This is a genomic window from Streptomyces sp. NBC_00400 (assembly GCF_036048035.1).
GTDB lineage: Bacteria > Actinomycetota > Actinomycetes > Streptomycetales > Streptomycetaceae > Streptomyces.
Window position 1 is genome coordinate 2,977,934 of the sequence record NZ_CP107940.1, and the last position, 23,415, is coordinate 3,001,348.

Sequence of the window (23,415 nt, forward strand, 5' to 3'; positions counted from 1 at the left end):
CCCTACGCGCGTAGATCTCGCCGAACGATACGTAACAGTGACCCGTCCACGGGGTGGCGGGCACGCTTCCTTCTGCCATCGTTCTGCACATGGCTCAGCAAGCACTGCCGGTGCGCGAGGCCCGGCTGGGAAAACCGCTGGGAACGGCCGGCAAGGAAGGGGCGCGCGAGGCGTTCCGGTGGCGTGGTGGCGGCGGTCGGGGCACCGGCCGGGAGGTGAGCGGGGTCGCTCTTTTACTGCCCGGAGGCGGACCGACCGGGGTGCGGCGTCCGTCGCCGGTGGCGGCGCTGGCGGTGCGCCCACTGGCTGCCCGGCTGGCGAAGGCGGGGCGCCCCGAGGGCCTGACGGCCCATGTCGTGCGCTACCGCTGCAGCGGCTGGAACGGGCCCGACGCCCACCCGGCACGGGATGCCGCCTGGGCCCTGGACGAGGTGGTCCGCCGCTACGGCGACGTCCCGGTCTGCCTCGTCGGCACGGGCATGGGCGCCCGCGCCGCCCTGCACGCCGCGGGTCACCCCGCCGTCAACTCCGTACTGGCACTGGCTCCTTGGCTGCCCGACCCCGGCCAGAGCAACGAGCGGCCCGATCCGGTGAAACAGCTCATCGGCCGGCAGGTCCTACTGGTCCACGGCACCAACGACGAACGCACCGACCCCGATCTGTCCTACCGCTACGCCGAGCGCGCCAAGAAGGTCAACCGCGACACCTGCCGTTTCGAGGTGCACTCCGACGGCCACTCCCTGCACCAGCACCGCGCCGAAGTCCTCTCCCTGGCGGCCGATTTCATGCTCGGCTCCCTCTTCGCCCGCGACTACGCCCGCCCCGTGAAGGACGCCCTGGCCGCACCGCCGCCGCTGGGCCTGCGCATGCCCCTGGCCGCGGGCTTCGGGGTATCGCTGCGGCACTGAGGCAGCGAGGCACCGAGGAACTGCGAGCCCACGGCACCGAGGGAGAGGGAGCGAGGCAAGGAGGAAGTAAGGGAGTAAGCACTGAAACACCGAAGCACCGGCTGAACGCAGTGCTGCTGCGGAGCGGTTCCCCTCACCTGGGCAGCAGCCTCCCCCGTCGGCTCAGCAGGAACTTCTTGAATTCGGCGACCGGCGGGGTGTCGGGGTGGCCGTCCAGCCAGGCGACGCCGATCTCGCGGACCGCGCGTGGGGCCGTCACCGTCAGCTCGGCGACTCCGGGGCGCGGTACGGCAGGCGGCGGCAGCAGTGCCACGCCGAGGCCGGCCGCGACCAGGCCGCGCAGCGTCTCGGCCTCCTCGCCCTCAAAGGCGATCCGCGGGGTGAAGCCCGCCTCGGCGCACAGTGCGTCGGTGATCCGGCGCAGCCCGTAGCCGGGTTCGAGGGTGACGAACAGCTCGCCGGAGGCCTCGGCGAGCCGGACCCGCTTCCGGCGGGCCAGCGCATGATCGTCCGGGACGACCAGGCGCAGCTTCTGCTCGTCGAGCCGGCGGGCGACCAGGTCCGGGTAGTCCGGGACCGGCGAGGTCAGGCACAGATCGAGGTCGCCGGCGCGCATCCGCTCGATCATGGCCTCGCCGTAGTTCTGGACGAGCTGGAAGCGGACGCGCGGGTGGTCGGCACGGAAGCTGCGGATCAGGCCGGGCACGGTCTCCGGGCCGAGGGTGTGCAGAAAGCCGAAGGCCACCTTCCCGGCGGCGGGGTCGACATCGGCCCGTACGGACTCCGTTGCCCGCTCCAGATCCGTCAACGCGCGCTCGGTGGCGGCGAGAAAGGCCCGGCCGGCCGGGGTGAGGGAGAGGTTGCGGCCATGGCGGGCGAAGAGGGCGACGCCGAGGTCGTCCTCCAGGCGGACGAGGGCGCGGCTGAGCGTCGGCTGCGGCATGCCGAGCTCCAGCGCGGCGCGGGTGACGTGTTCGTGCCGGGCGACGGCGGTGAACTGGGCGAGCCGCGGGGCGAGGACCACGGCCCAGGAATCGCCCCCGAGCTCGGCCGCCTCCCCCGCCTCCGCACCGGCCCGCGGCGCTCCGGCAACATCTTTTCTGTTGCGACCTTGCAACAGCGGCCCTTGCGAGCTGGGATCATGTGTCACAGCATCGATTATGGCGTTTCTATGCATTGGACGCATGAAACGCGGCGGCCTACCTTCGAAGCATGCCTCCCGCTGATACCGGGGCGTCCGTCACCGACCGTGCGGCCGCCTCTCCCCCGTCGTCCACTGACACTTCTCCTTCCGCCGCCCCCGACCCCGAGTCGGACAAGCTGCGGCCGGGCGGCCCCGGCTACCACCGGATGAGCTTTGCCCTCTTCGCCGCCGGAGTGGCGACCTTCGCCCTCCTCTACTCCACGCAGGCGCTGCTGCCCGCGATCTCCGCCGACCTCCGGGTCAGCCCGGACCAGGCGAGCTGGACCGTGTCCGCGGCCACCTTCGGCCTGGCGCTCGGAGTGATCCCGCTGAGCGCGGTCTCCGAGCGCTTCGGCCGGCGCACGCTGATGACGGTGTCCCTCTCGGTCGCCGCGCTGATCGCGATGCTGGTGCCGTTCGCCCCGTCGCTCGGTGCGCTGATCGCGCTGCGCGGCATCCAGGGTGTGGCGCTGGCCGGACTGCCGGCATCGGCGATGGCCTTTCTGGCCGAGGAGGTGCGCGCCAAGGCGCTGGTGGCGGCCATCGGACTGTTCGTGGCGGGCAACAGCATCGGCGGGATGTCCGGCCGGATCGTGACCGGCTGGGTCGCCCAGGCGTGGGGCTGGCGGGCCGCGCTGGCCGCGGTGGGTGTGCTGGCCGTGGTGTGCGCAGTGACGTTCCGGCTGCTGGTTCCCAAGGCCCGGCATTTCGCGCCCCGTTCGGTGGGGCCGCGGGCGCTGGCCCGTACGCTCGGCGGCCACCTGGCCGACCCGCTGCTGCGCCGCCTCTACGCCATCGGCGGGCTGTTCATGACGGTCTTCGGCGCGGTCTACACGGTCATCGGCTACCGCCTGGTCGCCGAACCGTTCAACCTCCCGCAGGGCATCGTCGGTTCGATCTTCGTGATCTACCTGGTCGGTACGGTCTCCTCGGCCGCGGCCGGCAAGCTGGTCGCCCGGACGGGCCGCCGCGGCGCCCTCTACCTGGCCGTCGGCACGACCTCCACGGGTCTGCTGCTCTCCCTCGCGGACTCCGTCGCCGCGGTGCTGTCGGGCCTGGTCCTGATCACCGCGGGCTTCTTCGCGGGCCATGCGGTCGCCTCGTCCTCGGTCAGCCGCACCGCCAAGACGGCGCGCGCCCAGGCGTCGGCGCTGTACCAGTGCGCGTACTACGTCGGCAGCAGCCTGGGCGGTGCGCTCGGCGCCGCCGCCTTCCACGCCGTCGGCTGGGAGGGCACCGTCCTCCTGGGCCTGGCCGCGATGGTCGGCGCCGCCTCGATCACCCTCTACGCCACCCGCAAGGCCGTGGCCGAACGCCGGCTCCTCCACCTGGAGAAGGCCGCGTAACACCCCGCAGACCGAAGGGCCCGTCCCACCACCTGTCCTGGTGGGGCGGGCCCTTCGTCGTCAGCTCGCTCAGCCGGCGGGGAAGAGTGCCGTGTCGATGGTGACCTCGAAGGGCGCCGGGAGGTGCATCTCATCGCCGTACTTCACCGTCTCGAGCACACGGTACAAACCGCCTGCCGGCTCCCCGTACAGCGTTGCGGTCGGCTTTCCGGAGTGCCAGGGATCCAGCAGCAGGTACAGGGGGACGCCCGCCGCGGCATAGCCGTTCAGCTTCTCGATACCCGCAGGTCAGGCGATACGTTGCAGCATCACCGGAGTGGCGGGGAAGGCCGCTTCCGCGGGGCCTACGAGGACGCCGCCGTCCACCCCTCCAGGGCGCAAGGGAAGCCCGGCCACGGACTGGGTGTCCGCGGCCATCCGGGGCGCGAGCGCACGGGCCGGCATGACGGGGGCGCGCAGGTTCATGGTCAGCGCGCGGCGATCTGCTCGGGCGTGTCGTCGAGGAGATCGCCGGTGGCACAATGACCGTCATGTCCAAGCCCTCCGGAACCCGGCAGAGCATCATCGATGCCGTCCTGCGCATCATCGGTGAGGACGGCGTCGCCGGGGTCACCAACCGGCGGATCGCCAAGGAGGCCAGGGTCTCCCTCGGCTCGGTCACCTACCACTTCACGACCCAGCACGAGATGCTGCGGGAGAGCCTGCTGCACTTCGTCGCGGAGGAGACCCGGCGCTTCACCGAGCTCGCCGACCAGTGCGAGACCGACGGGATGGACATCGACCGGGCCTCCGCCACGTTCGGCCAGGTCGCCGGGTGCACGCAGACCGACAGCAGGTACATCGCACCCTTCGAGCTCTACGTCCAGGCCGGCCGCGACGAGCGGTTGCGCACCGCGGCCGCGCAGTGCTTCGCCGCATACGACCAGCTGGCGGCCCGGATCCTCACCGGTCTGGGCGTACCCGACGCCGAGCGGCTGGCGGGCACCGCCGTCGCGCTGGTCTTCGGCCTGCAACTGCGCAGCCTGGCCACCGGCGCGCCGGCCGAAGAACTCGTCGACGCCCTGCTCCTGCTGGCGCGCGGGGCGCAGCACGCCTGACCGGGTGCGGGCAGGCGCGCACGCTCTGGGGAGCCTGCTGGTTCAGCGACGGACACGGAGCGCGAGTGACTGACTGCCGCACAGGTCGCCGGGCCCCACATCGCCGGAGCGATCTCGTCACGGGAAGGGGCACGCGACCCGTCGGGCAGGCCCCGGAAGGCCCCTATCCACGGGCCCTTGACCAAGGCGGCGGATGACGGGACGCCCGGCCCTGCAGGACTCGGGCGCCCCGGCCGCCTCAGGCGATGCGCTCCAGCACCACCGGCGTGGCGGCGAAGGCCGCGTCCTCGGGGCCGACGAGCACGCCGCCGTCCAGGGCCTCCAGGGCGTAGGGGAACTTCTCGGGGGTGTCGGTGTGCAGGGTCAGCAGGGGCTGGCCGGCGGTGACCGTGTCGCCCGGCTTGGCGTGCAGTTCGATGCCCGCGCCTGCCTGGACCGGGTCCTCCTTGCGGGCGCGGCCGGCGCCCAGACGCCAGGCGGCGAGGCCGACGGCGTAGGCGTCGAGGGTGGTGAGGGTGCCGGAGGAGGCGGCGGTGACGACATGCTGTTCGCGGGCCACGGGGAGGGCCGCGTCGGGGTCGCCGCCCTGGGCGCTGATCATGCGGCGCCAGTGGTCCATGGCGGAGCCGTCGGCGAGCGCCTTGGCCGGGTCGGCGTCCTTGAGCCCCGCCGCGTCGAGCATTTCGCGGGCGAGGGCGAGGGTCAGCTCGACGACGTCCCGGGGGCCGCCGCCGGCCAGCACCTCGACGGACTCGCGGACTTCGAGGGCATTGCCGGCGGTCAGGCCGAGCGGGGTGGCCATGTCAGTCAGCAGCGCGACCGTCTTCACGCCGTGATCGGTGCCCAACTCGACCATGGTGGAGGCCAGTTCACGGGCGTTGTCGAGGTCCTTCATGAAGGCCCCGGAGCCGACCTTGACGTCCAGCACGAGGGAGCCGGTGCCCTCGGCGATCTTCTTGGACATGATCGAGGAGGCAATGAGCGGGATGGACTCGACGGTGCCGGTGACGTCGCGGAGCGCGTAGAGCTTCTTGTCGGCGGGGGCCAGGCCGTCGCCGGCGGCGCAGATGACGGAGCCGACGTCGCGCAGGACGTCCAGCATCCCGTCGTTGGAGAGCGTCGCGCGCCAGCCGGGGATGGACTCCAGCTTGTCGAGGGTGCCGCCGGTGTGGCCGAGGCCCCGGCCGGAGAGCTGCGGGACGGCCGCGCCACAGGCGGCGACGAGCGGGGCGAGCGGCAGCGTGATCTTGTCGCCGACGCCGCCGGTGGAGTGCTTGTCGGCGGTGGGGCGGGGCAGCGAGGAGAAGTCCATGCGCTCACCGGAGGCGATCATCGCGGCCGTCCAGCGGGCGATCTCCGTGCGGTTCATTCCGTTGAGGAAGATGGCCATCGCGAGGGACGACATCTGCTCATGGGCGACCTCGCCGCGGGTGTAGGCGTCGATGACCCAGTCGATCTGATCGGGGGTCAGCTCGCCGCGGTCGCGCTTGGTACGGATGACGGAGATGGCGTCCATGGACGGTTCCTTTCGAACGGGTAGGTACGTTCTACACGCATAGATGGCGGGGTGGCCAGGGAGGGGCGGGCGGTGGCCCGCCCCGGAGGCGGTGCGGGCTGCACGCTGTCTGCCTCTTGTCACCGGTGCCGCCGGTCTCGGCTACATCGTCCAGCGGTGGACCTGCCCGTCCGGCGCCGTGTAGGTCACCGCCTGCCGAACGGGGGTGGCTTCGATGCTGAACCACTCACGGCGTGGCCGATTGAGCTGCCGCCATCGCCGATGGGCTTCTTCGACTGGTCTCCACAGGTCGCGCGGTCCGGCGTTGGTCACCAACGGCGCCCCTTCGGGCATGTCCTCAACGCGGGCCGCCGAGCCGTCCGCAGGGTCGTACAGCGTCGTGACGTGCAGGCCGACGTCGTTCCGGCCGTACGTGCGGAGGAGGCCGCGAGGCATGTGGAGCTGAGCGAAGAACGAGAACGTCCAGTCATCCAGCGCACGCCCGGAGAGTCCAGCATCACGACATGGACCGTCAGGGATCTCGGGTACCTGCGCCTCGTCTTCGGTGCCGGTCTTGAGCGGCATGAAGGCGGCGGGTGTGTGCAGGATGCGGCCGGCGGCCGTGCCATCCGGCAGCTTCGTGAGCCGAGCGATCATTCCGCCGGCGAGCGTGCCCTTGAGGGGGATGACCAGGATGCCGCCGACGCGGCAACGTTCCAGCCAGGAGGGTGGGATGCGTCGTACAGAGGCCGTGGCGATGATGCGGTCGTACATCGCATCGGGCGGGACATCCCGTGCACCGTCGCCGTGGATCACGAGCGGGTCGAAGCCGAGGCCGTTGAGCCGTTCACGGGCCAAGGCCGTGAGGGTGTCGGAGCGGTCCACGGTGGTGACGTGCTTGTCGCCGGCGAGACGACAGAGCATCGCGGCGTGGTAGCCGCTGCCGGTGCCTGCCTCGTAGACGTCATTGCCTTCGTTCACGTCGAGGGCGTCGAGCATGTCCACCATGAGGCTCGGCGCGGTCGACGATGACGTGGGCACGCCGGTCACGCCGCCGGTACCGGCCTGCTCGGCGTGGACACCGTCCACTTCGGTGATGAGGGAGTCGTCGGTGTACACGGCGTCGAGCCATGCCTCCGCGTCGCCGTCGGTGATCCGCCAGGGGAGGAACCGTTCGCCCTCGCGCCGGTAGAAGACGGGGACGAACGGATGACGGGGGACATTGAGAAACGCTTCCGCCAGCGGTGACGACAGCACCACGCTTCCGCGGTCGATCTGCTGGGTGAGCAACATGCGCGCCCCGATCAAGCGTTGTTCATCGTCGAGGATGCTCGTCACTGGCCGGTCCCTTCCAAGTAGTCACACAACGCGGCCGTGATCGGTAGGCCGGTCGCCTGCTCGATGAACCCGTACTGTCCGCTCGGGTTCACTTCCAGGAATCGCCATTGCCCTTCCGGCGTCACCACGAAGTCGAACGCGCCGTACGGCAGCCCGAGCCGGTCCAGCATGTGCAGCACCCCGGTGGCCACCTCGGGCGGCGGGTCACAGATCTTGTAGGCGTGGCTTTCGTAATCGCTGCGCCAGTCGATATGGCCAGCGTCGGAGTCGGCGTGGATCTCGGCCGCGAAGATCTGGCCGTCCATGACCGTCAACCGCACCTCGTACGCCTTGGGTACCCACTCCTGGAACATGTGGGCGGTGGTCGCGATGTCCGCGTGAGGCAGGTCCTCGGGGTCGACGATGCTCGCGTACACGGCAGCAGTCTGCCCGCATACCGTGCCACGCACATGAAAGAAAGGCTTGTACACGAGCGGACCGCCAAGGGAGTCGGCGAAGTCCTTTGCCGCATCCGGGTCGTTGGTGATGAGGGTGCGGGGAACCCTTAGTCCCACGTCAGCCGCGATGCGCAGTTGCAGCGGCTTGTACTCGGCATCCGCCGCTCTTCCCGGTGGGGGCAGCCACCGGCACGGTAGAGCCGTCAGCAGTCCACCGAAGCCCCAACGGGCCTCCGTCTCGGCGACCTTGCGTGCTTCGACGGACATCTGCTCAGGAAACTTCGGACGGGTCGGGCGACGGTAGTAAACGGAGCGGACCGACGCGAGGTCAAGAGTGCGGCGGTCGTTGGTCAGCGTGCCGTGCCAGCGGTTCCCGCTGAGGCTCGCGGCAAGCGTGAGCCTCAGCGGGAACTCGGCCATATCGGCCCGGAAGACGGGCACGGCGCGCCGGTTCAGCTCCTCAACCACCAGATCGCAGGTCGGGTCGAAGCGACCCGCCAGGATGAGAACGTGCCCGGCGCCCGTCATCAGTCGTCGCTCGGTCCGGGGTCGTCCGGCGCGTCCATCTGGCCCGTGGGCGCTGTCGGCCCATAGGTCTTCGGCGGGTTCTTGGTCATGTAGACACCCGGCGGCAGGTCCTCGTAGACGCCGGTCTGCGACTCCTCGTCGTACTCGACATCGCTCGGCAGGATGCCGCCCGTGGCCGCGACGGGGGTGAGGAAGCGGAACGCGAACGGTGCCGGTCCTTCATGGTCCGACAGCTCCGGCAGGGACGCGGACCCGTCGGTGCTCAACGGGAGCCGCGGTTCCGGGGCGTCGAGTACCGGCCGGGCAGGCGGACTGTCCTCAATTGTGATGGGCATGGCTTCCCCTTTCTTGATTCTCGGTGGATGGATCGGTGATGGATTTCGGTGGGAGTGCGCACCCGCACATCAAGCAGCCCGGTACGAGCTCTGCCGACTCACCCACCGGCCCCGGGCTCCTCGCCTCCCGGCGCAGCCATGACCACACACCGCGCACGTGCCCGGATCATCCGAACGCCTCCGCGGGAAGCAGTGGCCTGGCACGGTCGCCGTCGTCCGGTGCGTCGTCTGCGTCAGGGCCGTCGTCCGGCGCCGACAGACGTGCACCTCTGCTCTCCGCCACCCGGTGCACGTCAGCGAGGGCACTGGTCAATTCCACGGTCAGCCAGTGCAGTTCGCCGGGCGTCCATGTCCGGAGCGCAAGAATGCGGCGTGCCTCATCGATGAGTTCGGCGGCGAAGTCGAGCTGTGCCGCCTCCACGTCGTCGGCGAGCTGAGACACATACCCGGTCCCGTCACCGGAGACAAAGCACGGCTTCCCGTCCGGGCTCGACCACGGCAGGAGCCGCGCGGTGCCGGTGGGGCTCATCAGCCCGCCACCTCCGCTCCGTGAGGCGAGCCCGGACGGGCGTTGGCTCCGTACGCCGCGGACAAGAAGCCGGCGGACCGATGGCGTCCTCGCGAGGGCCATGGCAGCCGCAACAGCGGCATGACCGCTCTCGCGGTGTTTCGGGGCATGTCGTTAACCTCCCAGCGGTTGGTGGCCACGGCCTCCGACGTTCGCCGTTCCCACAGCGTCACGGGCCCGTGCTCTCGCCCCTCACGCTTCCGCGCCTGGTGGCGCGTTCCTACTCCGCTCCCCGACCGTTAGACACGGAGAAGACCTACCGCGTGAAGCGTGCCTAACGTCCCAAGGGGTACTTGTGAACGAAGCACTACGCCGCGCCCTCCTTCGGGCGCACCTGACGGATCGCCAATTAGCCGAGAGGTGCGGCGTCGACATCAAGACCGTCGGCCGATGGATCACTGAAACCGGGAGAGTTCCCCACGCCCGGCACCGGTGGGCTGTCTGTGAAGCACTCGGAGAGGGCGAAGTGGTGTTGTGGCCAACAGCCGCAAAGAAAGCGATAAAGGTCGGTCCGGATCGCGAAATCATTTCCGCCTATCCGTATAGGTCCGCCTGCCCGGCCTCTCTGTGGCGGTCACTGATCACCAAGGCCGAGCGCGAGCTGACCTTCGCGGGATACACCAACTACTTCCTGTGGCTCGAACAAGCGCGATTCGGTGCAGCATTACAGCGAAAGGCCGCCCGGGGGTGCCGAGTTCGATTTCTGCTCGGCAACCCTGAAAGCGACCTCACGCGTTCGCGTGAGCGTGATGAAAACGTCGCACTCACCTTGTCGACGCGCATTCGCGTGACACTCGCCGAGCTGGACAAGATCAGAAATCAGTCAGGAATCGATGCGAGGTTCAGCGACGGTCACGCATATTTGTCCGTGTTCCGCTTCGATGACGACATGATCGTTACGCCGTTGCTGACGCACAGTGTTGGGCACGATGCACCCACTCTGCATCTACGTCGCCACCAGGACGACGGCATGTTTGACCGCTTCGCCGCGCACGTGGAAGAACTGTGGGGCAGGGGCACCCCGGTGTGGGGAGGCGACGGCCATGGGCAGGCGTGACTACGAGGACGACCCTGATGCCCCCGCCGCGAACAGCTTGGTTCCGGCGGCATCCGCCGTCGTTGTCGACGAATCCGGGCGCATTCTGCTTCAACGTCGGCGCGACAACGACATGTGGGCGCTTCCCGGCGGCACCATGAATATTGGCGAGTCGCTGCCGGACTGCGCGATTCGAGAGACCCGCGAAGAGACCGGGTTCCATGTCGAGGTCGTGGGAATCGTCGGCACCTACACCCATCCCGGGCACGTCTTCGCCTATGACGATGGCGAGGTACGCCAAGAGTTCTCCGTCTGCTTCCTGGCGAGACCGGTCAGCGGCCAACTCGCAGTGTCCGAAGAATCAACGGACGTCCGCTGGTTCGACCCCGGAGAAATCGACGCGCTCCCGATGGTTCCCAGCATCCGAAAGCGTGTGAACGACTGGCGCGACGGCAATATGCCTGCTGCCCGTTAGATGGCCATGCGGAGATATCGCTTCCCTCGCCAGGGCGGAACGCGAAGGTCACCTCCGACCGCCTCACCGTGTTCACAGAGGAGCCGATCAGCCCGATGCCGTGGTCGTCTCCAGCCAGTGAAGATGCGCGTGCGCCCCGGCAACGATCGGAACTGCGGAGACTTCCGGGTTCTGCCAGGGGTGGTGCTTGAGCAGATGCGCCTCGACCTCCGTTCACGGAACGGTGGGTGGGTGGCGAGGGTGGAGCCGCTTGCTTGACGCTCGCGACTCCCCGGGCACCCGTACCCGCGGAGGCGACCCGCCCCCGTCACCCCCTCAGATGCCCCGCCCCGAACGCATCCGGCAGCAGTTCCGACAGCGGGCGGATGCCGGACGCCGTGTCGCAGAGGAGCTCCGGGCCGCCGTGTTCCCACAGCAGCTGGCGGCAGCGGCCGCAGGGGACGAGGAGGGCGCCGGTGCCGTCGACGCAGGTGAAGGCGGTCAGGCGGGGAGCCGGGCCGGTGGGGTCGACCCGGCCCGCGAACAGGGCCGAGACCAGGCCGCATTCGGCGCAGAGGGCGAGGCCGTACGAGGCGTTCTCGACGTTGCAGGCGGCGATCGTGCGGCCGTCGTCCACGAGGGCGGCGGCGCCGACGGGGAAGCCGGAATAAGGGGCGTAGGCCCGGGACATCGCGTCCCGGGCCTGCGCGCGCAGTGCGGTCCAGTCGACCGGCACCGGTGGTGTCATATGCCTTGTCCTCGGCGGTAGGGCCTGCCGTTCGCCTTCGGGGGCCGCAGTCGCTGGGCGGAGAGGGCGAGGACGAGCAGGGTGGCGATGTACGGGCTCGCCTCGACCAGTTCCAGCGGAACGGTGTCGGCCAGGAAGTACCAGCCTATGAGGACGACGGCGGCCACCGCCGACAGCGCGGCCTGGGTGCGCTTGGCGGCGCGCAGCTTCAGCAGCGCGATCACCGCGAGCAGGGCCGCCAGGCCCAGCAGCAGGGCGTGGACGGTCGGGCCGCCGCTGCGCAGCTGCATGGCGTCCATGAAGCCGAACAGGCCCGCGCCCATCGCGACGCCGCCAGGACGCCAGTTGCCGAAGATCATCGTGGCGAGGCCGATGTAGCCGCGGCCGCCGGTCTGTCCGTCCTGGTAGAAGTGCACCCCGATGGAGAGGAAGGCACCGCCGAGGCCGGCCAGGGCGCCGGAGACCAGGACCGCCGCGTACTTGTACGAGTACACGTTGACGCCCAGGGACTCGGCCGAGATCGGGGCCTCGCCGCAGGAGCGCAGCCGCAGGCCGAACGAGGAGCGCCACAGCACGTAGAAGGTGCCGACGAACAGGCCGATGGTGAGCAGGGTCAGCCAGGAGACGTTGGTGACCGCCGCGCCGAGGATGCCGGCGACGTCGGAGACCAGGAACCAGTGGTGGCCCTCGAGGGAGTTGAGCCAGTCCGACAGGCCGGGGACGGTGAAGCTCGGCATGTCGGGCATCGGCGGGGACTGCTTGTCGTTGCCGCCGGCCAGCATGGCCGCGCTGCCCTCCTGGCCGAACCACAGGGTGGCCAGGTACTGGGTGGCGCCGAGCGCCAGGATGTTGACCGCGACACCGGAGACGATGTGGTCGACGCCGAAGGTGACGGTGGCGACGGCGTGGATCAGGCCGCCGAGCGCACCGCCGGCGATGCCGGCCAGCGCCGCCGCCCAGGGGCCGTGCTCCCAGCCGACCCAGCCGGCCGCGAACGAGCCGAGCATCATCATGCCTTCGAGGCCGATGTTGACCACGCCGGCCCGCTCGGACCACAGGCCGCCCAGACCCGCCAGGCCGATCGGCACGGCGGCGCTCAGCGCGGCGCCGAACTGGCCGGTGGAGGTGAGGTCCGCGGTGCCGGTGACGGCCCGCAGGACGGAGAGCGCGACCAGCGCGCCGGCGATGATCAGCAGGATCCAGGGGTAGGTCAGCTTGCGCCGCCCGCTCTTCCCGGGGACCGCGAGCTTCGTCGCGGTCTTGAGGTCCGTACTCACGCCGACACCTCCGGCTTGTCGCTCTTGTCAGACTTGTCGGCGTTGGTCGTGCGGGACAGGGCGGCCAGCTCCTCGCCGACCTTGCGCTGCTGCAGCCGCAGCCCGTAGCGGCGCACGATCTCGTAGGCGATGACCACGCAGAGCACGATGACGCCCTGGATGACGCCGACGATCTCCTGCGCGTAGCCCTCGAACTCCAGCCGGGAGCCGGTGCGGTCGAGGAACGCCCACAGCAGGGCGCCGAAGGCCATCCCGACCGGGTGGTTGCGGCCGAGCAGGGCGATGGCGATACCGGTGAAGCCGATGCCGGCCGGGAAGTCCGTGCCGTACTGGAAGGACTCGCCGAGCAGGGTGGGCATGCCGACCAGACCGGCCGCGGCACCCGACAGCAGCATGCTGCTGACGACCATGCGCTTGACGCTGACACCGCTGGCCTCGGCGGCCGACTCGGAGGCGCCCACGGCGCGCAGGTCGAAGCCGAAGCGGGTGCGGTTGATGCCGAACCAGTAGAGCGCGCCGGCCAGCACCGCGATCACCACGAAGCCGTAGACCGGCTTGGGGTGGGTCGGGAAGGAGAAGAAGTGGCTGGATTCCGGGAGGAACTTGGTGTGCAGGAGGTTGCCGTCCTTGATGGCGAGGCGGCCGTCCTGCAGGAAGTAGCCGATGACCGAGGCGGCGATGGCGTTCAGCATGATCGTGGTGATCACTTCGCTGACGCCGCGGGTGGTCTTCAGCAGACCGGCGATGCCCGACCAGATCGCGCCCACCAGCATCGCGATGACGATGAGCAGGATGATCTGGATCGCGCCGGGGAGGGCGATGGCCCCGCCGACCGCGGCGGCCGCGAAGGCCGCCAGGCGGTACTGGCCGTCGACGCCGATGTTGAAGAGGTTCATGCGGAAGCCGATGGCCACCGCCAGCGCCGAAAGGTAGTACGGCACCGCCTTGTTGATGATCCAGACCTGGCTGTCGCTGTAGTGGCCGTAGTCGGCCATGATCCCGTAGGCCCGGAAGGGGTTCTCGCCGGACGCGAGGAAGACCAGGGACGAGATCACTATCGCGGCGACGATGGCCAGGGCGGGCGCGGCGATCGCGAGGATCACCTTGTCGCGGGTGGCGCTCCTGGCGATGGCGTCCACGGCGGGGTTCTTGGCGGGGCCCTTGGCGGGGCTGTTCGTGGAGGTACTCACTTCTGCTCACCGCCCTGCTCGCCGGCGCCGTGCGGCGCACCGTCCTGGGACGCACCGTCTTCCGGCGCGCCGCCTTCCGAAGCGCCGTCCTCCGGCGCGGTGAGGTGGCCGCTGGCGGCACCGGTCATGGCGGAGCCCAACTCCTCCGGGGTGATGACGGCGGGGTCCGCGTCCGCGACCAGCCGGCCCCGGTACATCACCCGCAGGGTGTCGGACAGCCCGATCAGCTCGTCCAGGTCGGCAGAGATCAGCAGCACCGCCAGGCCCTCGCGCCGCGCCTCGCGGATCTGTTCCCAGATCTGCGCCTGCGCGCCGACGTCGACCCCGCGGGTGGGGTGAGCGGCGATCAGCAGCTTGGGGTGGTGGCTCATCTCGCGGCCGACGATCAGCTTCTGCTGGTTGCCGCCGGAGAGCGAGGAGGCGGTGACCTCGATGCCGGGGGTGCGCACGTCGTACTCGGCGACGATGCGCGCGGTGTCCTTGCGGGCACCGGCCAGGTCGAGCAGCTTGCCCTTGCTGTTGGGCCGCTCGGTGACATGGCCCAGGATGCGGTTCTCCCACAGCGGGGCTTCCAGCAGCAGGCCGTGGCGGTGGCGGTCCTCGGGGATGTAGCCGACGCCGCCCTCGCGCCGGGCGCGGGTGGAGGCCCCGGACAGGTCGTCGCCGTCCAGGACGACGGTGCCGTGGTCGGGGGTGCGGGTCCCCATGACGGCTTCGACGAGCTCGGCCTGGCCGTTGCCCTCGACACCGGCGACGCCCAGCACCTCGCCCTTGTGGATGGTGAAGGAGATGCCGTCCAGAACGGTGCGGACCACTCCGTCGGAGTCGGTCGCGGAGAGGTGGAGATCGCGTACCCGCAGCATCTCCTCGTCCGTGACGGTCGACTCGCGGGTCTCCGGGGACGGCAGTTCGCTGCCGACCATCAGCTCGGCGAGCTGCTTGGGCGTGGTCGCGGACGGCTCGACCGACGCCACGGTCGTGCCGCGGCGTATGACGGTGATGTCGTCGGCGACCGACAGCACCTCGCCCAGCTTGTGCGAGATGAAGATGACGGTCAGGCCCTCGGACTTGAGCTCGCGCAGGTTGTCGAAGAGCGCGTCGACCTCCTGCGGGACCAGGACGGCGGTCGGCTCGTCGAGGATGAGGGTGCGGGCGCCGCGGTAGAGGACCTTGAGGATCTCCACCCGCTGGCGGTCGGCGACACCCAGGTCCTCGACCAGCACGTCGGGCCGGATGTGGAGCCCGTAGGCGTCGGAGAGCTCCGCTATCTTCGCGCGGGCGCCGGCGCCGATGCCGTGCAGCTTCTCCGCGCCGAGGACGGTGTTCTCCAGGACGGTGAGGTTGTCGGCCAGCATGAAGTGCTGGTGGACCATGCCGATGCCGCGGGCGATGGCGTCGCCCGGAGTGTGCAGGGTGACCTGTTCGCCGTCCAGCGCGATGGTGCCCTCGTCCGGCTTCTGCATGCCGTAGAGGATCTTCATCAGGGTGGACTTGCCGGCACCGTTCTCGCCGCAGAGGGCGTGGACGGTACCGCGGCGCACGGTGAGGTGGATGTCGTGGTTGGCCACGACGCCGGGGAACCTTTTGGTGATTCCGCGGAGTTCTACAGCGGGGGCGTCCGGGACGGCCCGGCCACTGCTCGTGGATGCTGCGTTGATGGCGCACTCCCCTCGGGGATGACGGTGCGGAAAGGACGAGGAAGCAAGAAAGCGGGACCGGAAGGTCACAGGGGGACGCGGGGACCGCCCCCCGGGGCCGGCGCTGCGGCGCCCCGGGGCGGATCGTCGTCCCTGGCTACGGCGCCTGGCTGCGGCGTCTGACTACGGCGTCTCCTTGACCTTCACCTTGCCCTCGATGATCTTCTTCCGGGCCGCGTCGATCTGCGGCTGGATGTCCTTGATGAAGCCGCCCGAGGTGGCGAGCGAAACGCCCTGGTGCTTGAGGTCGTAGGCGTGGATGCCGGTCAGCGGCTTGTGGTCCTCGTAGCTCTTGATCAGGTCGAAGACGGCCACATCGACGTTCTTCACTACCGAGGTCAGGATGTGGTTCTTGTACTTCGCCAGACCGGGCTGCTGGTACTGGTCGGAGTCCACCCCGATCCCCCAGACGCCCTTGTGCTTGCTGATCTCCTCGATCGAGCCGGCGCCCGACTGTCCGGCCGCCGTGTAGATCACGTCGATCCCGCTGTCGGTCATGCCCGCGGCCTTGGCCTTGGCGGCGCCCGGGTCGTTGAAGCCCTTGTCGTTGTTCGGGTAGAGGTACTGCGAGACGACCTTGGCCTTCGGGTCGGTGTCGCGTACGCCCTGCTCGAAGCCGGCCTGGAACTTCTGGATCAGCGCGTTGTTCACGCCACCGATGAAGCCCACCTTGTGGGTCTTGCTCTTCAGCGCCGCGGCGACACCGGCCAGGTAGGAGCCCTCGTGCTCGGCGAAGACCATGGCATCGACGTTCTTGCCCTGCGGCACGGCGTCCACGACACCGAAGCTGGTGTCGGGGAAGTCCTTGGCGACGTTCTGCACGGACTGGCTGTACGCGAAGCCGACGCCGATGACCGGGTTGTAACCGGCCTCGGCGAAGGACGACAGCCGCTGCTCGCGGTCCGCCTCGGTCTCGCCGTTCTTGGCGGTGAGCATCTTGACGTTGACGCCCAGCTTCTTCCGGGCGTTCTCGGTACCGCGGGCGGCCGCCTCGTTGAACGAGTGGTCGTCCCGGCCGCCGATGTCGAAGGCCAGTCCGACGCCCGCGTGCTTGGCGCGATTGGCCTCGGCGAAGCTCTGTCCGCACGCGGTGGCGGTGAACGCGAGACACGTGGTGGCGGTAGCCGCGGCGGCAATCCTGATGACCCGACGCACGGGGCCTTCCCTTCGCTCTAAGCGCCCCCTTTGGCGCTGGCTTGTCGGAGATTAACGCGCGTAGACCTGGCGCAAAACCCTCCACTGCGCGGACGTTATCGATTCGAGGCGTAGGGCACCTCGGCGAAACATCTGCGGCCGATATGCGAAGCCCGTCCCGGCTCGCGGCCGGAACGGGGTGATATGCGCTCATTGCGGTCAGTGGCCGCTTATAGGGGACAGAGTTCGGCCGCACCGCACCACCGGCGGTCCCGGGCCGCGGTGCCGTCAGCCCGCGAGGCTCCCGTCGAGCAGCGCGCAAGCCGTGAAGAGTTCCACGCCCACCTTGATCGCCTGTTCGTCGACGTCGAAGTCGCCGCGGTGCAGGTCGCGGCGGGTGGTGTCGGCGGGTGGGTGGACGCCGAGGCGGGCCATCGCGCCGGGGACGTGTTCGAGGTACCAGGAGAAGTCCTCGCCGCCGAGGGACTGCTCGGTGTCCTCGATGGCGCCCTCGCCGCGGCGGGCGGCCATCGCGGAGTGCAGCAGCTGGACGGTGACCGGCTCGTTGACCACCGGCGGGACCCCGCGGACGTAGGTGATCTGGGACTTTGCGCCGTGCAGCGTGGCGACCTCGTCGATCGCGGCATGGACCAGGTCCGGGGCCTGCCGCCAGGCTTCGAGGTCGAGGCAGCGGACGGTGCCGGAGAGCTCGGCGTGCTGCGGGATCACATTGCAGGCGTGTCCGGAGGCCAGGCGGCCCCAGGTGACCGCGAGCCCGGCGCGGGCGTCGACCCGGCGGGACAGCAGCGCCGGGACGTCCAGGGCGACCCGGGAGGCGGCGGTGACCAGGTCGGTGGTCAGGTGCGGGCGGGCGGTGTGGCCGCCGGGGCCGTCGAGGCCGACCTCCAGCCGGTCGCAGGCGGAGGTGATCGCGCCCACCCGCAGTCCGATCCGGCCGGCGTCGACGCGCGGATCGCAGTGGACGGCGAGGATCCGGCCGACGCCCTCCAGGGCGCCGGATTCGATCGCGTCGGGGGCGCCGCCGGGCAGCACCTCCTCGGCGGGCTGGAAGATCAGGCGGACCGGGCGGGGCAGGGCGCCGGTGCGGGCCAGCTCGGCGAGGACCAGGCCGGCGCCGAGGACGACGGTGGTGTGGACGTCGTGGCCGCAGGCGTGGGCGCGGCCGGGGACCGTCGAGGCGTAGTCGACGGTCTTGGTGTCCGGGATGGGCAGGGCGTCGATGTCCGCGCGCAGGGCCAGCAGGGGGCGGGCGGGGTCGGCGGCGAGCGCGCGTCCGTCGGCCGTCGCGGCCGGTGTACCGATGTCACAGATCAGGCCGGTGCCGGTGGCCAGTACCCGGGGCCGCAGGCCGGCCCGCTCCAGCCGTTCCTTGAGCGCAGCGGTGGTCCGGAACTCCTGGTTGCCGAGCTCGGGGTGCATGTGCAAGTCGCGCCGGAAGCCGATGAGTTCGGCGCGCAACGCGTCGGGGAGCGCGCCGGGGAGCTGGTCCCCGGCGGGAGTACGGGCGGTGCCGGCATCGCGGGAGATCGAGTGGTTCACCCCTGGAAGGTTACGGCCCTGGAGGGGGCAACTGTCCCTCGATCAACAAAAGTTCAGCCCGTTAGGGGAAGAAAATCTAGGCCGCTCGGCGCATGGACGGTTTATGCGAAGGGTATGCAGTAAGGCTTCCCGCGCCCTGTCATCCGGCGGCCACCCGCTGGGTGAACGGCAGTCGCTGCACGTCGCGGGCGGTGCCGGTGACCCCGTCGAGAAAGCCCTGGGCGCGTGGTGAGGCGTGGGCCGTCAGCCACTCCGGGTCGATGTCGCAGACCGCGACCTTGACCTCGGTGCCCAGCAGGGCGAGCGGCAGGGTGTGCACGACGGTGGAGGGGAAGCTGACGATCAGCCGTCCGATGGGGCCGCGCCGGGCGATCAGTTCCAGTGGCAGGTCGGGGCGGACGATCTCCAGCCCCGTTTCCGTCACCAGCCGGCGCAGCTTGTCGGCGCTCTCCTTGCGGTGGGCGAAGTAGCGGGTGGCGCCGTGCGTACGGGCCAGGGCGGCGACGGCGGCCAGGTAGCGGTCGGCGTCCACGACCCCGGTCTCCACCAGCGAGGTGCCGACGATGTCGGCGGCGCGGGTGAGCCGGGGCGGGCCGAAGCGGTCGCGGGTCCAGGCGAACTCGTTGGTGGTGACCTCGACGCCCGGCGGTGCGTCGACGGGCATCGAACTGAACAGGCCGACGGTGCGCCGGCCGCCCTCCGGCGCCGGGGTGAGCCGACGCCGCGCTGTGGCCGAGAACGGCGCGAAGGCGAGGTCCCGCGGCCCGCGTCCACTGCCGTTGCGGTGCCAGCGCACCAGCCGTTCGCCGCGGGCGAGTTGGGAGATGAACTCCATGGTGGCGGTGCCGTCGTCGACCACGATCAGATCGCGTGCCCGGGTGAGGGTGAGCAGCAGCTGGACGTAGCGGGAGAACGGGTCGCCGATGACGATGCGGCGGGCGCGGCGCAGCAGCGGGGTGAGCCCGCCGATGGTGCGCATCGGCGCGGTCGGGCCGCCGCGAGCCTCCTCCCAGCGCACCGTATGGCCTTCGTCGCGGGCGAGTTCGGCCATCCGGCGCAGCTGTCCGCGGGTCATCGGGTCCTGCGGGGAGAGCACGACGACGGTGAGCGCGGTGGCCTGTGCCGTGTACGCCCATTCCAGGACGTTCAGCAGCTGCACCGGGCTCTCGACGAAGGCGAGGGTGCCGGCGTCCCGGGCGGCGGCGTCCGGTCCCGCGCCGGTGCGTGCGGGCCGGGGGCGCTGCCGCGGCACCCCCAGGAGACGACGGGCGGGAGAACCCGTCGTCTCCTGGGGCGGGGCCCCGGCGCCAGGTGTGACGGACCCGGCGCGGGCCCCTTCACGTGAGCTCACCATCGCTCCCGTCGGTTCGCCCGGTGACCGTCAGACCGCCGCCGGCTCGGCGCCGGCCTCGGCCTCGGCCACCACGCCGGTGACGCGGCGCAGCTTCTTCATCGGGCCGAGCTCGCTCTCGTAGACCTTCTTGACGCCGTCGCCCAGGGACTCCTCGATGGTGCGGATGTCACGGACCAGGCGGGACAGGCCGCCGGGCTCGACGGAGGCGGCCTGGTCGGAGCCCCACATCGCGCGGTCGAGGGTGATGTGGCGCTCGACGAAGGTGGCGCCGAGGGCGACCGCGGCGAGGGTGGTCTGCAGACCGGTCTCGTGGCCGCTGTAGCCGATCGGGACGTTGGGGTACTCGTCCTGCAGGGTGTTGATCATGCGCAGGTTGAGCTCTTCGGCCTTGGCCGGGTAGGTGCTGGTGGCGTGGCAGAGGAGGATGTTCTCGCTGCCCAGGACCTCGACGGCGTGCCGGATCTGCTTGGGGGTGGACATGCCCGTCGAGAGGATGACGGTGCGGCCGGTGGCGCGCATGGCGCGCAGCAGGTCGTCGTCGGTGAGCGAGGCGGAGGCGACCTTGTAGCAGGGCACGTCGAACTTCTCCAGGAAGGCGACCGACTCGACGTCCCACGGGGAGGCGAACCAGGCGATGCCGCGCTTCTTGCAGTACTCGTCGATGGCGCGGTAGCCGTCCTCGTCGAACTCCACGCGGTGGCGGTAGTCGATGTAGGTCATCCGGCCCCAGGGGGTGTCGCGCTCGATGTCCCACTGGTCGCGCGGGGTGCAGATCTCCGGGGTCCGCTTCTGGAACTTGACGGCGTCGCAGCCGGCGTCGGCGGCGGCGTCGATCAGCGCGAAGGCGTTCTCCAGGTCGCCGTTGTGGTTGATGCCGATCTCGCCGGTGACGTAGACGGGGCGGCCGGGGCCGGCCTCGCGGGAGCCGAGGGTGCGGAGGCGGGAGTTGCTGCTCATGGGGAGGATTCCTTCGTGTTGATCAGGGGTGTGCGGGTGGAACAGGTGAGCGGGTCGTTCAGGGGTTTTCAGGGGGTGTGCAGGGGGTCTTGGTGGGTTACAGGGACGGGCCCAGCAGCCAGGCGGCGATCTCGCGGATCGCGCCGCTGCCTCCGGGCGTCGCGGTGAGCGCGCGGGCCGCGCCGCGCACCACGTCGTGTGCGCCTGCGACCGCCACGGGCCAGCCGACGAGGTCGAAGCACGGCAGGTCGTTGACGTCGTTGCCGACGTAGAGCACGCGCTCGGGCGCGATGCCGGCTTCCTCGCACCACTGCTTGAGGGCGAGGTCCTTGCGGTCGATGCCGTGCAGGACGGGCACCTGCAGCTTGCGGGCCCGTGCGGCGACGACCGGGTTGGTCTCCGTGGACAGGATCAGCAGCTTGAGCTCCGCCTTGCGCAGGGCGGCGATGCCGAGGCCGTCGCCGCGGTGCACCGCGACGATCTCCCGTCCGTCGGCGTCGATCAGCACCCGGTCGTCGGTCTGGGTGCCGTCGAAGTCGAGGACGACGGCGTCGATGTCGTCGAGGGTCGGCAGCGCGCCGGGGCGCTCGGCGTCCAGCAGCGGGGCCAGCGCGCGGGCGCGGGCCAGGTCGTGCGGGTCGTCGATCTCCAGCACCCGGGCGGGGTCGGTGCGCACGAGCTCGGTGCGGCCGAAGAAGCGGTGGCCGCCGGCGCGGAAGCCGGCCGCTTCCATGGCGTAGGCGGCGCCGGTCTCCAGCAGGTCCTGGGGGCGGTCCTGGCGGCGCGGCCGGAAGGACTTGTCGTGGTTGACGCCGTGGCCGCCGTCGGTGGCGGTCGCGCCGCCCACCGCGGGTTCTGCGTCGCGCCAGACGAAGCCGTGGAACGGGGCCACGGTCAGCGCGCTGTCGGCGCCGCCCTCGACGACCGCCGCAGCCACGCCGTCGATGTCCTCGCGGATGATGAACGGGCTGGTGCACTGGACCAGCAGCACCGCGTCGACCCGGGCGCCGTGCTCGGCCTCGTAGGCGTCCATGGCGTGCAGGACGGCGGCCTCGCTGGTGGCGGTGTCGCCCGCGATGTCGCCGGGGCGCCGTACGACGACCGCGCCGGCGCCGCGGGCCGCGGCCGCTATCCCGGCGTCGTCGGTGGAGACCACGACATCGGTGACCAGGCGGGCGGCGCGGCACTCGCGGACCGCACGGGCCACCAGGGGCACTCCCCCGACGGCGGCGAGGTTCTTGGCGGGCACGCCCTTGGAACCGCCGCGGGCGGGGATGACGGCCACCACGGTCGGCGGGCTGCTCTGCGGGTTCGGCGGCATTTCGGGCTCCTTCCGGGGGCCGTGCGGGCTCCGGGGGCGGGCGGGCGGCGGGAGGGTCACAGCTGCCCCCAGCGGCGGATGGCGGGGGCGACGCGCTGGACGCCGTGGCGGTAGGCGCCGCGGGCGGCCTCGCGGACCGTCTCGCGGGCGACCCGGCGCAGTCCGCCGGTCTCCTCGGGGGCGTCCGCGTAGCCGGCGATCGGCTCGCCGTGTGCGTCCAGGCCGTGCCGGGCGAGGATGCCGGGGAGGTAGCCGGGGGCGGTGCGGGGTGTGTAGTACGGGGCGATCGGCGGCATCCGGTCGGCGGTGCGCAGCGCGGTGACCCGGGCGCGGGCGGCGTCGAAGGCCTGCTCGTAGTCGCCTTCGGCGGCGACGCCCTGCCGGGCGAGCCAGTCCGCTTTGGGCTCCGGGCGGTGCCCGGCGTCCAGCTCGTCCCAGGAGGCGAGGCAGCCGGAGCCGAGGAAGTGGTGGTTGCCCAGGACCTCGCGGATGCCGAGGTCGGTGAGGACGGCGGTGGGGATGCCGCGGTGCAGCGATTCCAGGGCGGCGGTCGAGCTGACCGTCACCATCAGGTCGGTGCGGTCCAGGACCTCGCCCATGTTGCCGTACACGAGGCGGCAGTTGGCCGGCAGACCGCCGGGGGCCTTGGCGGCGAGCTTCTGGTAGGGCAGTTCCTCGATGTGGGTGGTGTGCTCGCCCGGCTTGCTGCGGAGCTTGATCAGCACCTCGCGGTCCGGGTGCTTGCGGGCGTGCTCCACGGCCCGGCGCAGCAGGTACGTCCGGTCGGCGCGGCTCTCCGGGACGGAGGGCTGGGCGGCGAACACCACGGTGTACGGGTTCCGTGTGCCGGTTGTGCCCTCACCGCGGTAGCGGTCGCCGCCGAGGAACGGCAGGGCGCATTCGACGACGCTGCCGTCATCGGCGCCGACCCCGCGGTAGACCTCGCGGAACCGGTCGGCGTCGTGCCGGGAGTTGGCGAGGACGACATCCGCGCCGTGCCGCAGCAGCAGCCCGTCGGCAAGCTTCTCGTAGACCACACCGACATAGCCGGTGACGACGACGGGGCGGGTCTGCGCTCCTCGCCAGGCGCGGGCGAGGCCGTGCAGCATCGCCTGCACCGCACCGCCGACACAGGCCAGCACGACGACGTCGTAGCGCGTACGGTCGACGGACCGGACGAAGTCGACGCCCCTGATTTCGCGCAGCGCGTCCGCACGGGCGCCGACCTCGTCAAGCTGTCGGACCGTGGGAGTGGCGCGGCCGCGGAGAAGGTAGCCGTCGAGCCGGATGTCCGATTGGATTCGGTACGCTGTCAAAGCGCCCCATTTCCATCGGGTATCCGAGTCGGCGAGTACGGCGACCCGCGGCGAAGAGTGGGTACGTGATGGCACGTCGAAGACGCTAGGAAGCCATTCCGTTTGGCGGGCCAACTGGGTCGCAACAAAGGGTTAA

General features: G+C 70.7%; 22 protein-coding genes and 2 pseudogenes. 5 read left to right on the forward strand and 19 right to left on the reverse strand.

The window, feature by feature from the left end:
* Positions 1-89 precede the first annotated feature (89 nt).
* A complete protein-coding gene (locus OHS81_RS12975; RefSeq protein ID WP_328384933.1) occupies positions 90-908 on the forward strand; it encodes an alpha/beta hydrolase in 819 nt (272 codons plus the stop codon).
* A 133-nt stretch (positions 909-1,041) separates the two neighbouring features.
* Here the strand turns inward: OHS81_RS12975 and OHS81_RS12980 are convergent, their stop codons facing one another.
* On the reverse strand, positions 1,042-2,058 hold the full coding sequence (locus tag OHS81_RS12980) for a LysR family transcriptional regulator (protein WP_328384934.1): 1,017 nt from the start codon (positions 2,056-2,058) through the stop codon (positions 1,042-1,044).
* A gap of 62 nt (positions 2,059-2,120) precedes the next feature.
* On the opposite strand from OHS81_RS12980, the gene OHS81_RS12985 reads away from it, so the two are divergent.
* Positions 2,121-3,437 carry an MFS transporter gene (locus tag OHS81_RS12985; RefSeq protein WP_328384935.1) on the forward strand — a complete coding sequence of 439 codons (1,317 nt, stop codon included), beginning with the start codon at positions 2,121-2,123 and terminating at the stop codon, positions 3,435-3,437.
* A gap of 69 nt (positions 3,438-3,506) precedes the next feature.
* Here the strand turns inward: OHS81_RS12985 and OHS81_RS12990 are convergent.
* Both OHS81_RS12990 and OHS81_RS12995 read right to left on the reverse strand, forming a co-directional pair.
* Positions 3,507-3,716, reverse strand: a pseudogene (locus tag OHS81_RS12990) (Uma2 family endonuclease); the annotation flags it as partial.
* Positions 3,717-3,725: 9 nt separating this feature from the next.
* Positions 3,726-3,902 (reverse strand): hypothetical protein, encoded by a 177-nt coding sequence (locus tag OHS81_RS12995; RefSeq protein ID WP_328384936.1) that lies wholly within the window; start codon positions 3,900-3,902, stop codon positions 3,726-3,728.
* A gap of 65 nt (positions 3,903-3,967) precedes the next feature.
* Here OHS81_RS12995 and OHS81_RS13000 point away from each other — a divergent pair, with 65 nt between their 5' ends.
* Positions 3,968-4,534 carry a TetR/AcrR family transcriptional regulator gene (locus tag OHS81_RS13000; protein ID WP_328384937.1) on the forward strand — a complete coding sequence of 189 codons (567 nt, stop codon included), beginning with the start codon at positions 3,968-3,970 and terminating at the stop codon, positions 4,532-4,534.
* Between the two features lie 238 nt (positions 4,535-4,772).
* On the opposite strand, the gene OHS81_RS13005 is transcribed toward OHS81_RS13000, so the two are convergent.
* The 5 genes from OHS81_RS13005 to OHS81_RS13025 form a co-directional block, all read right to left on the reverse strand.
* Entirely contained in the window at positions 4,773-6,050 is a 1,278-nt protein-coding gene (locus OHS81_RS13005; RefSeq protein WP_328384938.1) for a thymidine phosphorylase, read from the reverse strand.
* A gap of 141 nt (positions 6,051-6,191) precedes the next feature.
* Entirely contained in the window at positions 6,192-7,367 is a 1,176-nt protein-coding gene (locus tag OHS81_RS13010; RefSeq protein ID WP_328384939.1) for a methyltransferase domain-containing protein, read from the reverse strand.
* Positions 7,364-8,332: an ATP-grasp ribosomal peptide maturase gene (gene tgmB / locus OHS81_RS13015; RefSeq protein ID WP_328384940.1), complete on the reverse strand. Its 969-nt coding sequence runs from the start codon at positions 8,330-8,332 to the stop codon at positions 7,364-7,366. The genes OHS81_RS13010 and tgmB overlap by 4 nt, the downstream gene beginning before the upstream one ends.
* The gene (tgmA, locus tag OHS81_RS13020; protein ID WP_328384941.1) at positions 8,332-8,667 is read right to left on the reverse strand and encodes a putative ATP-grasp-modified RiPP; all 336 of its coding nucleotides are present in this window, start codon (positions 8,665-8,667) and stop codon (positions 8,332-8,334) included. Before tgmA ends, tgmB begins: the two co-directional genes overlap by 1 nt.
* A 166-nt stretch (positions 8,668-8,833) precedes the next feature.
* Complete coding sequence (locus OHS81_RS13025) at positions 8,834-9,196, reverse strand: hypothetical protein (protein ID WP_328384943.1); 363 nt, start codon at positions 9,194-9,196, stop codon at positions 8,834-8,836.
* Between the two features lie 334 nt (positions 9,197-9,530).
* Between OHS81_RS13025 and OHS81_RS13030 the strand changes: the two genes are divergently transcribed.
* Positions 9,531-10,292 carry a DUF5919 domain-containing protein gene (locus OHS81_RS13030; protein WP_328384944.1) on the forward strand — a complete coding sequence of 254 codons (762 nt, stop codon included), beginning with the start codon at positions 9,531-9,533 and terminating at the stop codon, positions 10,290-10,292.
* The gene (locus OHS81_RS13035; protein ID WP_328384945.1) at positions 10,279-10,746 is read left to right on the forward strand and encodes an NUDIX hydrolase; all 468 of its coding nucleotides are present in this window, start codon (positions 10,279-10,281) and stop codon (positions 10,744-10,746) included. Before OHS81_RS13030 ends, OHS81_RS13035 begins: the two co-directional genes overlap by 14 nt.
* A gap of 87 nt (positions 10,747-10,833) precedes the next feature.
* On the opposite strand, the pseudogene OHS81_RS13040 reads toward OHS81_RS13035, so the two are convergent.
* From OHS81_RS13040 to OHS81_RS13090, 11 genes and pseudogenes are all read right to left on the reverse strand, one after another.
* Positions 10,834-10,944: pseudogene (locus OHS81_RS13040) on the reverse strand (divalent-cation tolerance protein CutA); the annotation flags it as partial.
* Positions 10,945-11,053: 109 nt separating this feature from the next.
* Positions 11,054-11,473 carry a cytidine deaminase gene (locus OHS81_RS13045; protein ID WP_328384946.1) on the reverse strand — a complete coding sequence of 140 codons (420 nt, stop codon included), beginning with the start codon at positions 11,471-11,473 and terminating at the stop codon, positions 11,054-11,056.
* Positions 11,470-12,750, reverse strand: coding sequence for an ABC transporter permease (locus OHS81_RS13050; protein WP_328384947.1), 1,281 nt, complete (start codon positions 12,748-12,750; stop codon positions 11,470-11,472). The genes OHS81_RS13045 and OHS81_RS13050 overlap by 4 nt, the downstream gene beginning before the upstream one ends.
* Positions 12,747-13,889, reverse strand: a complete 1,143-nt coding sequence (locus tag OHS81_RS13055) for an ABC transporter permease (RefSeq protein ID WP_328391121.1) — start codon at positions 13,887-13,889, stop codon at positions 12,747-12,749. Before OHS81_RS13055 ends, OHS81_RS13050 begins: the two co-directional genes overlap by 4 nt.
* Before the next feature lie 47 nt (positions 13,890-13,936).
* The gene (locus OHS81_RS13060; RefSeq protein ID WP_328384948.1) at positions 13,937-15,508 is read right to left on the reverse strand and encodes an ABC transporter ATP-binding protein; all 1,572 of its coding nucleotides are present in this window, start codon (positions 15,506-15,508) and stop codon (positions 13,937-13,939) included.
* Between the two features lie 252 nt (positions 15,509-15,760).
* Complete coding sequence (locus tag OHS81_RS13065; RefSeq protein ID WP_129294524.1) at positions 15,761-16,792, reverse strand: BMP family lipoprotein; 1,032 nt, start codon at positions 16,790-16,792, stop codon at positions 15,761-15,763.
* A 267-nt stretch (positions 16,793-17,059) separates the two neighbouring features.
* Entirely contained in the window at positions 17,060-18,331 is a 1,272-nt protein-coding gene (locus tag OHS81_RS13070) for an amidohydrolase (protein ID WP_328384949.1), read from the reverse strand.
* Between the two features lie 139 nt (positions 18,332-18,470).
* Complete coding sequence (locus OHS81_RS13075; protein WP_328384950.1) at positions 18,471-19,583, reverse strand: hypothetical protein; 1,113 nt, start codon at positions 19,581-19,583, stop codon at positions 18,471-18,473.
* Between the two features lie 129 nt (positions 19,584-19,712).
* Entirely contained in the window at positions 19,713-20,642 is a 930-nt protein-coding gene (locus tag OHS81_RS13080; RefSeq protein WP_328384951.1) for an N-acetylneuraminate synthase family protein, read from the reverse strand.
* A gap of 97 nt (positions 20,643-20,739) precedes the next feature.
* A complete protein-coding gene (locus OHS81_RS13085) occupies positions 20,740-21,963 on the reverse strand; it encodes an acylneuraminate cytidylyltransferase (RefSeq protein ID WP_328384952.1) in 1,224 nt (407 codons plus the stop codon).
* 56 nt (positions 21,964-22,019) lie between these two features.
* The gene (locus OHS81_RS13090; protein ID WP_328384953.1) at positions 22,020-23,354 is read right to left on the reverse strand and encodes a DUF6716 putative glycosyltransferase; all 1,335 of its coding nucleotides are present in this window, start codon (positions 23,352-23,354) and stop codon (positions 22,020-22,022) included.
* Positions 23,355-23,415: the final 61 nt, after the last annotated feature.

Excerpts from the sequence above, each read along its gene's own strand:
- OHS81_RS12975 (WP_328384933.1), top strand. The coding sequence starts at position 90 with ATGGCTCAGCAAGCACTGCCGGTGCGCGAGGCCCGGCTGGGAAAACCG.
- OHS81_RS12985 (WP_328384935.1), top strand. The coding sequence starts at position 2,121 with ATGCCTCCCGCTGATACCGGGGCGTCCGTCACCGACCGTGCGGCCGCC.
- OHS81_RS12995 (WP_328384936.1), bottom strand. The coding sequence starts at position 3,902 with ATGAACCTGCGCGCCCCCGTCATGCCGGCCCGTGCGCTCGCGCCCCGG.
- OHS81_RS13000 (WP_328384937.1), top strand. The coding sequence starts at position 3,968 with ATGTCCAAGCCCTCCGGAACCCGGCAGAGCATCATCGATGCCGTCCTG.
- OHS81_RS13005 (WP_328384938.1), bottom strand. The coding sequence starts at position 6,050 with ATGGACGCCATCTCCGTCATCCGTACCAAGCGCGACCGCGGCGAGCTG.
- tgmB (WP_328384940.1), bottom strand. The coding sequence starts at position 8,332 with ATGACGGGCGCCGGGCACGTTCTCATCCTGGCGGGTCGCTTCGACCCG.
- tgmA (WP_328384941.1), bottom strand. The coding sequence starts at position 8,667 with ATGCCCATCACAATTGAGGACAGTCCGCCTGCCCGGCCGGTACTCGAC.
- OHS81_RS13025 (WP_328384943.1), bottom strand. The coding sequence starts at position 9,196 with ATGAGCCCCACCGGCACCGCGCGGCTCCTGCCGTGGTCGAGCCCGGAC.
- OHS81_RS13035 (WP_328384945.1), top strand. The coding sequence starts at position 10,279 with ATGGGCAGGCGTGACTACGAGGACGACCCTGATGCCCCCGCCGCGAAC.
- OHS81_RS13045 (WP_328384946.1), bottom strand. The coding sequence starts at position 11,473 with ATGACACCACCGGTGCCGGTCGACTGGACCGCACTGCGCGCGCAGGCC.
- OHS81_RS13080 (WP_328384951.1), bottom strand. The coding sequence starts at position 20,642 with ATGAGCAGCAACTCCCGCCTCCGCACCCTCGGCTCCCGCGAGGCCGGC.
- OHS81_RS13085 (WP_328384952.1), bottom strand. The coding sequence starts at position 21,963 with ATGCCGCCGAACCCGCAGAGCAGCCCGCCGACCGTGGTGGCCGTCATC.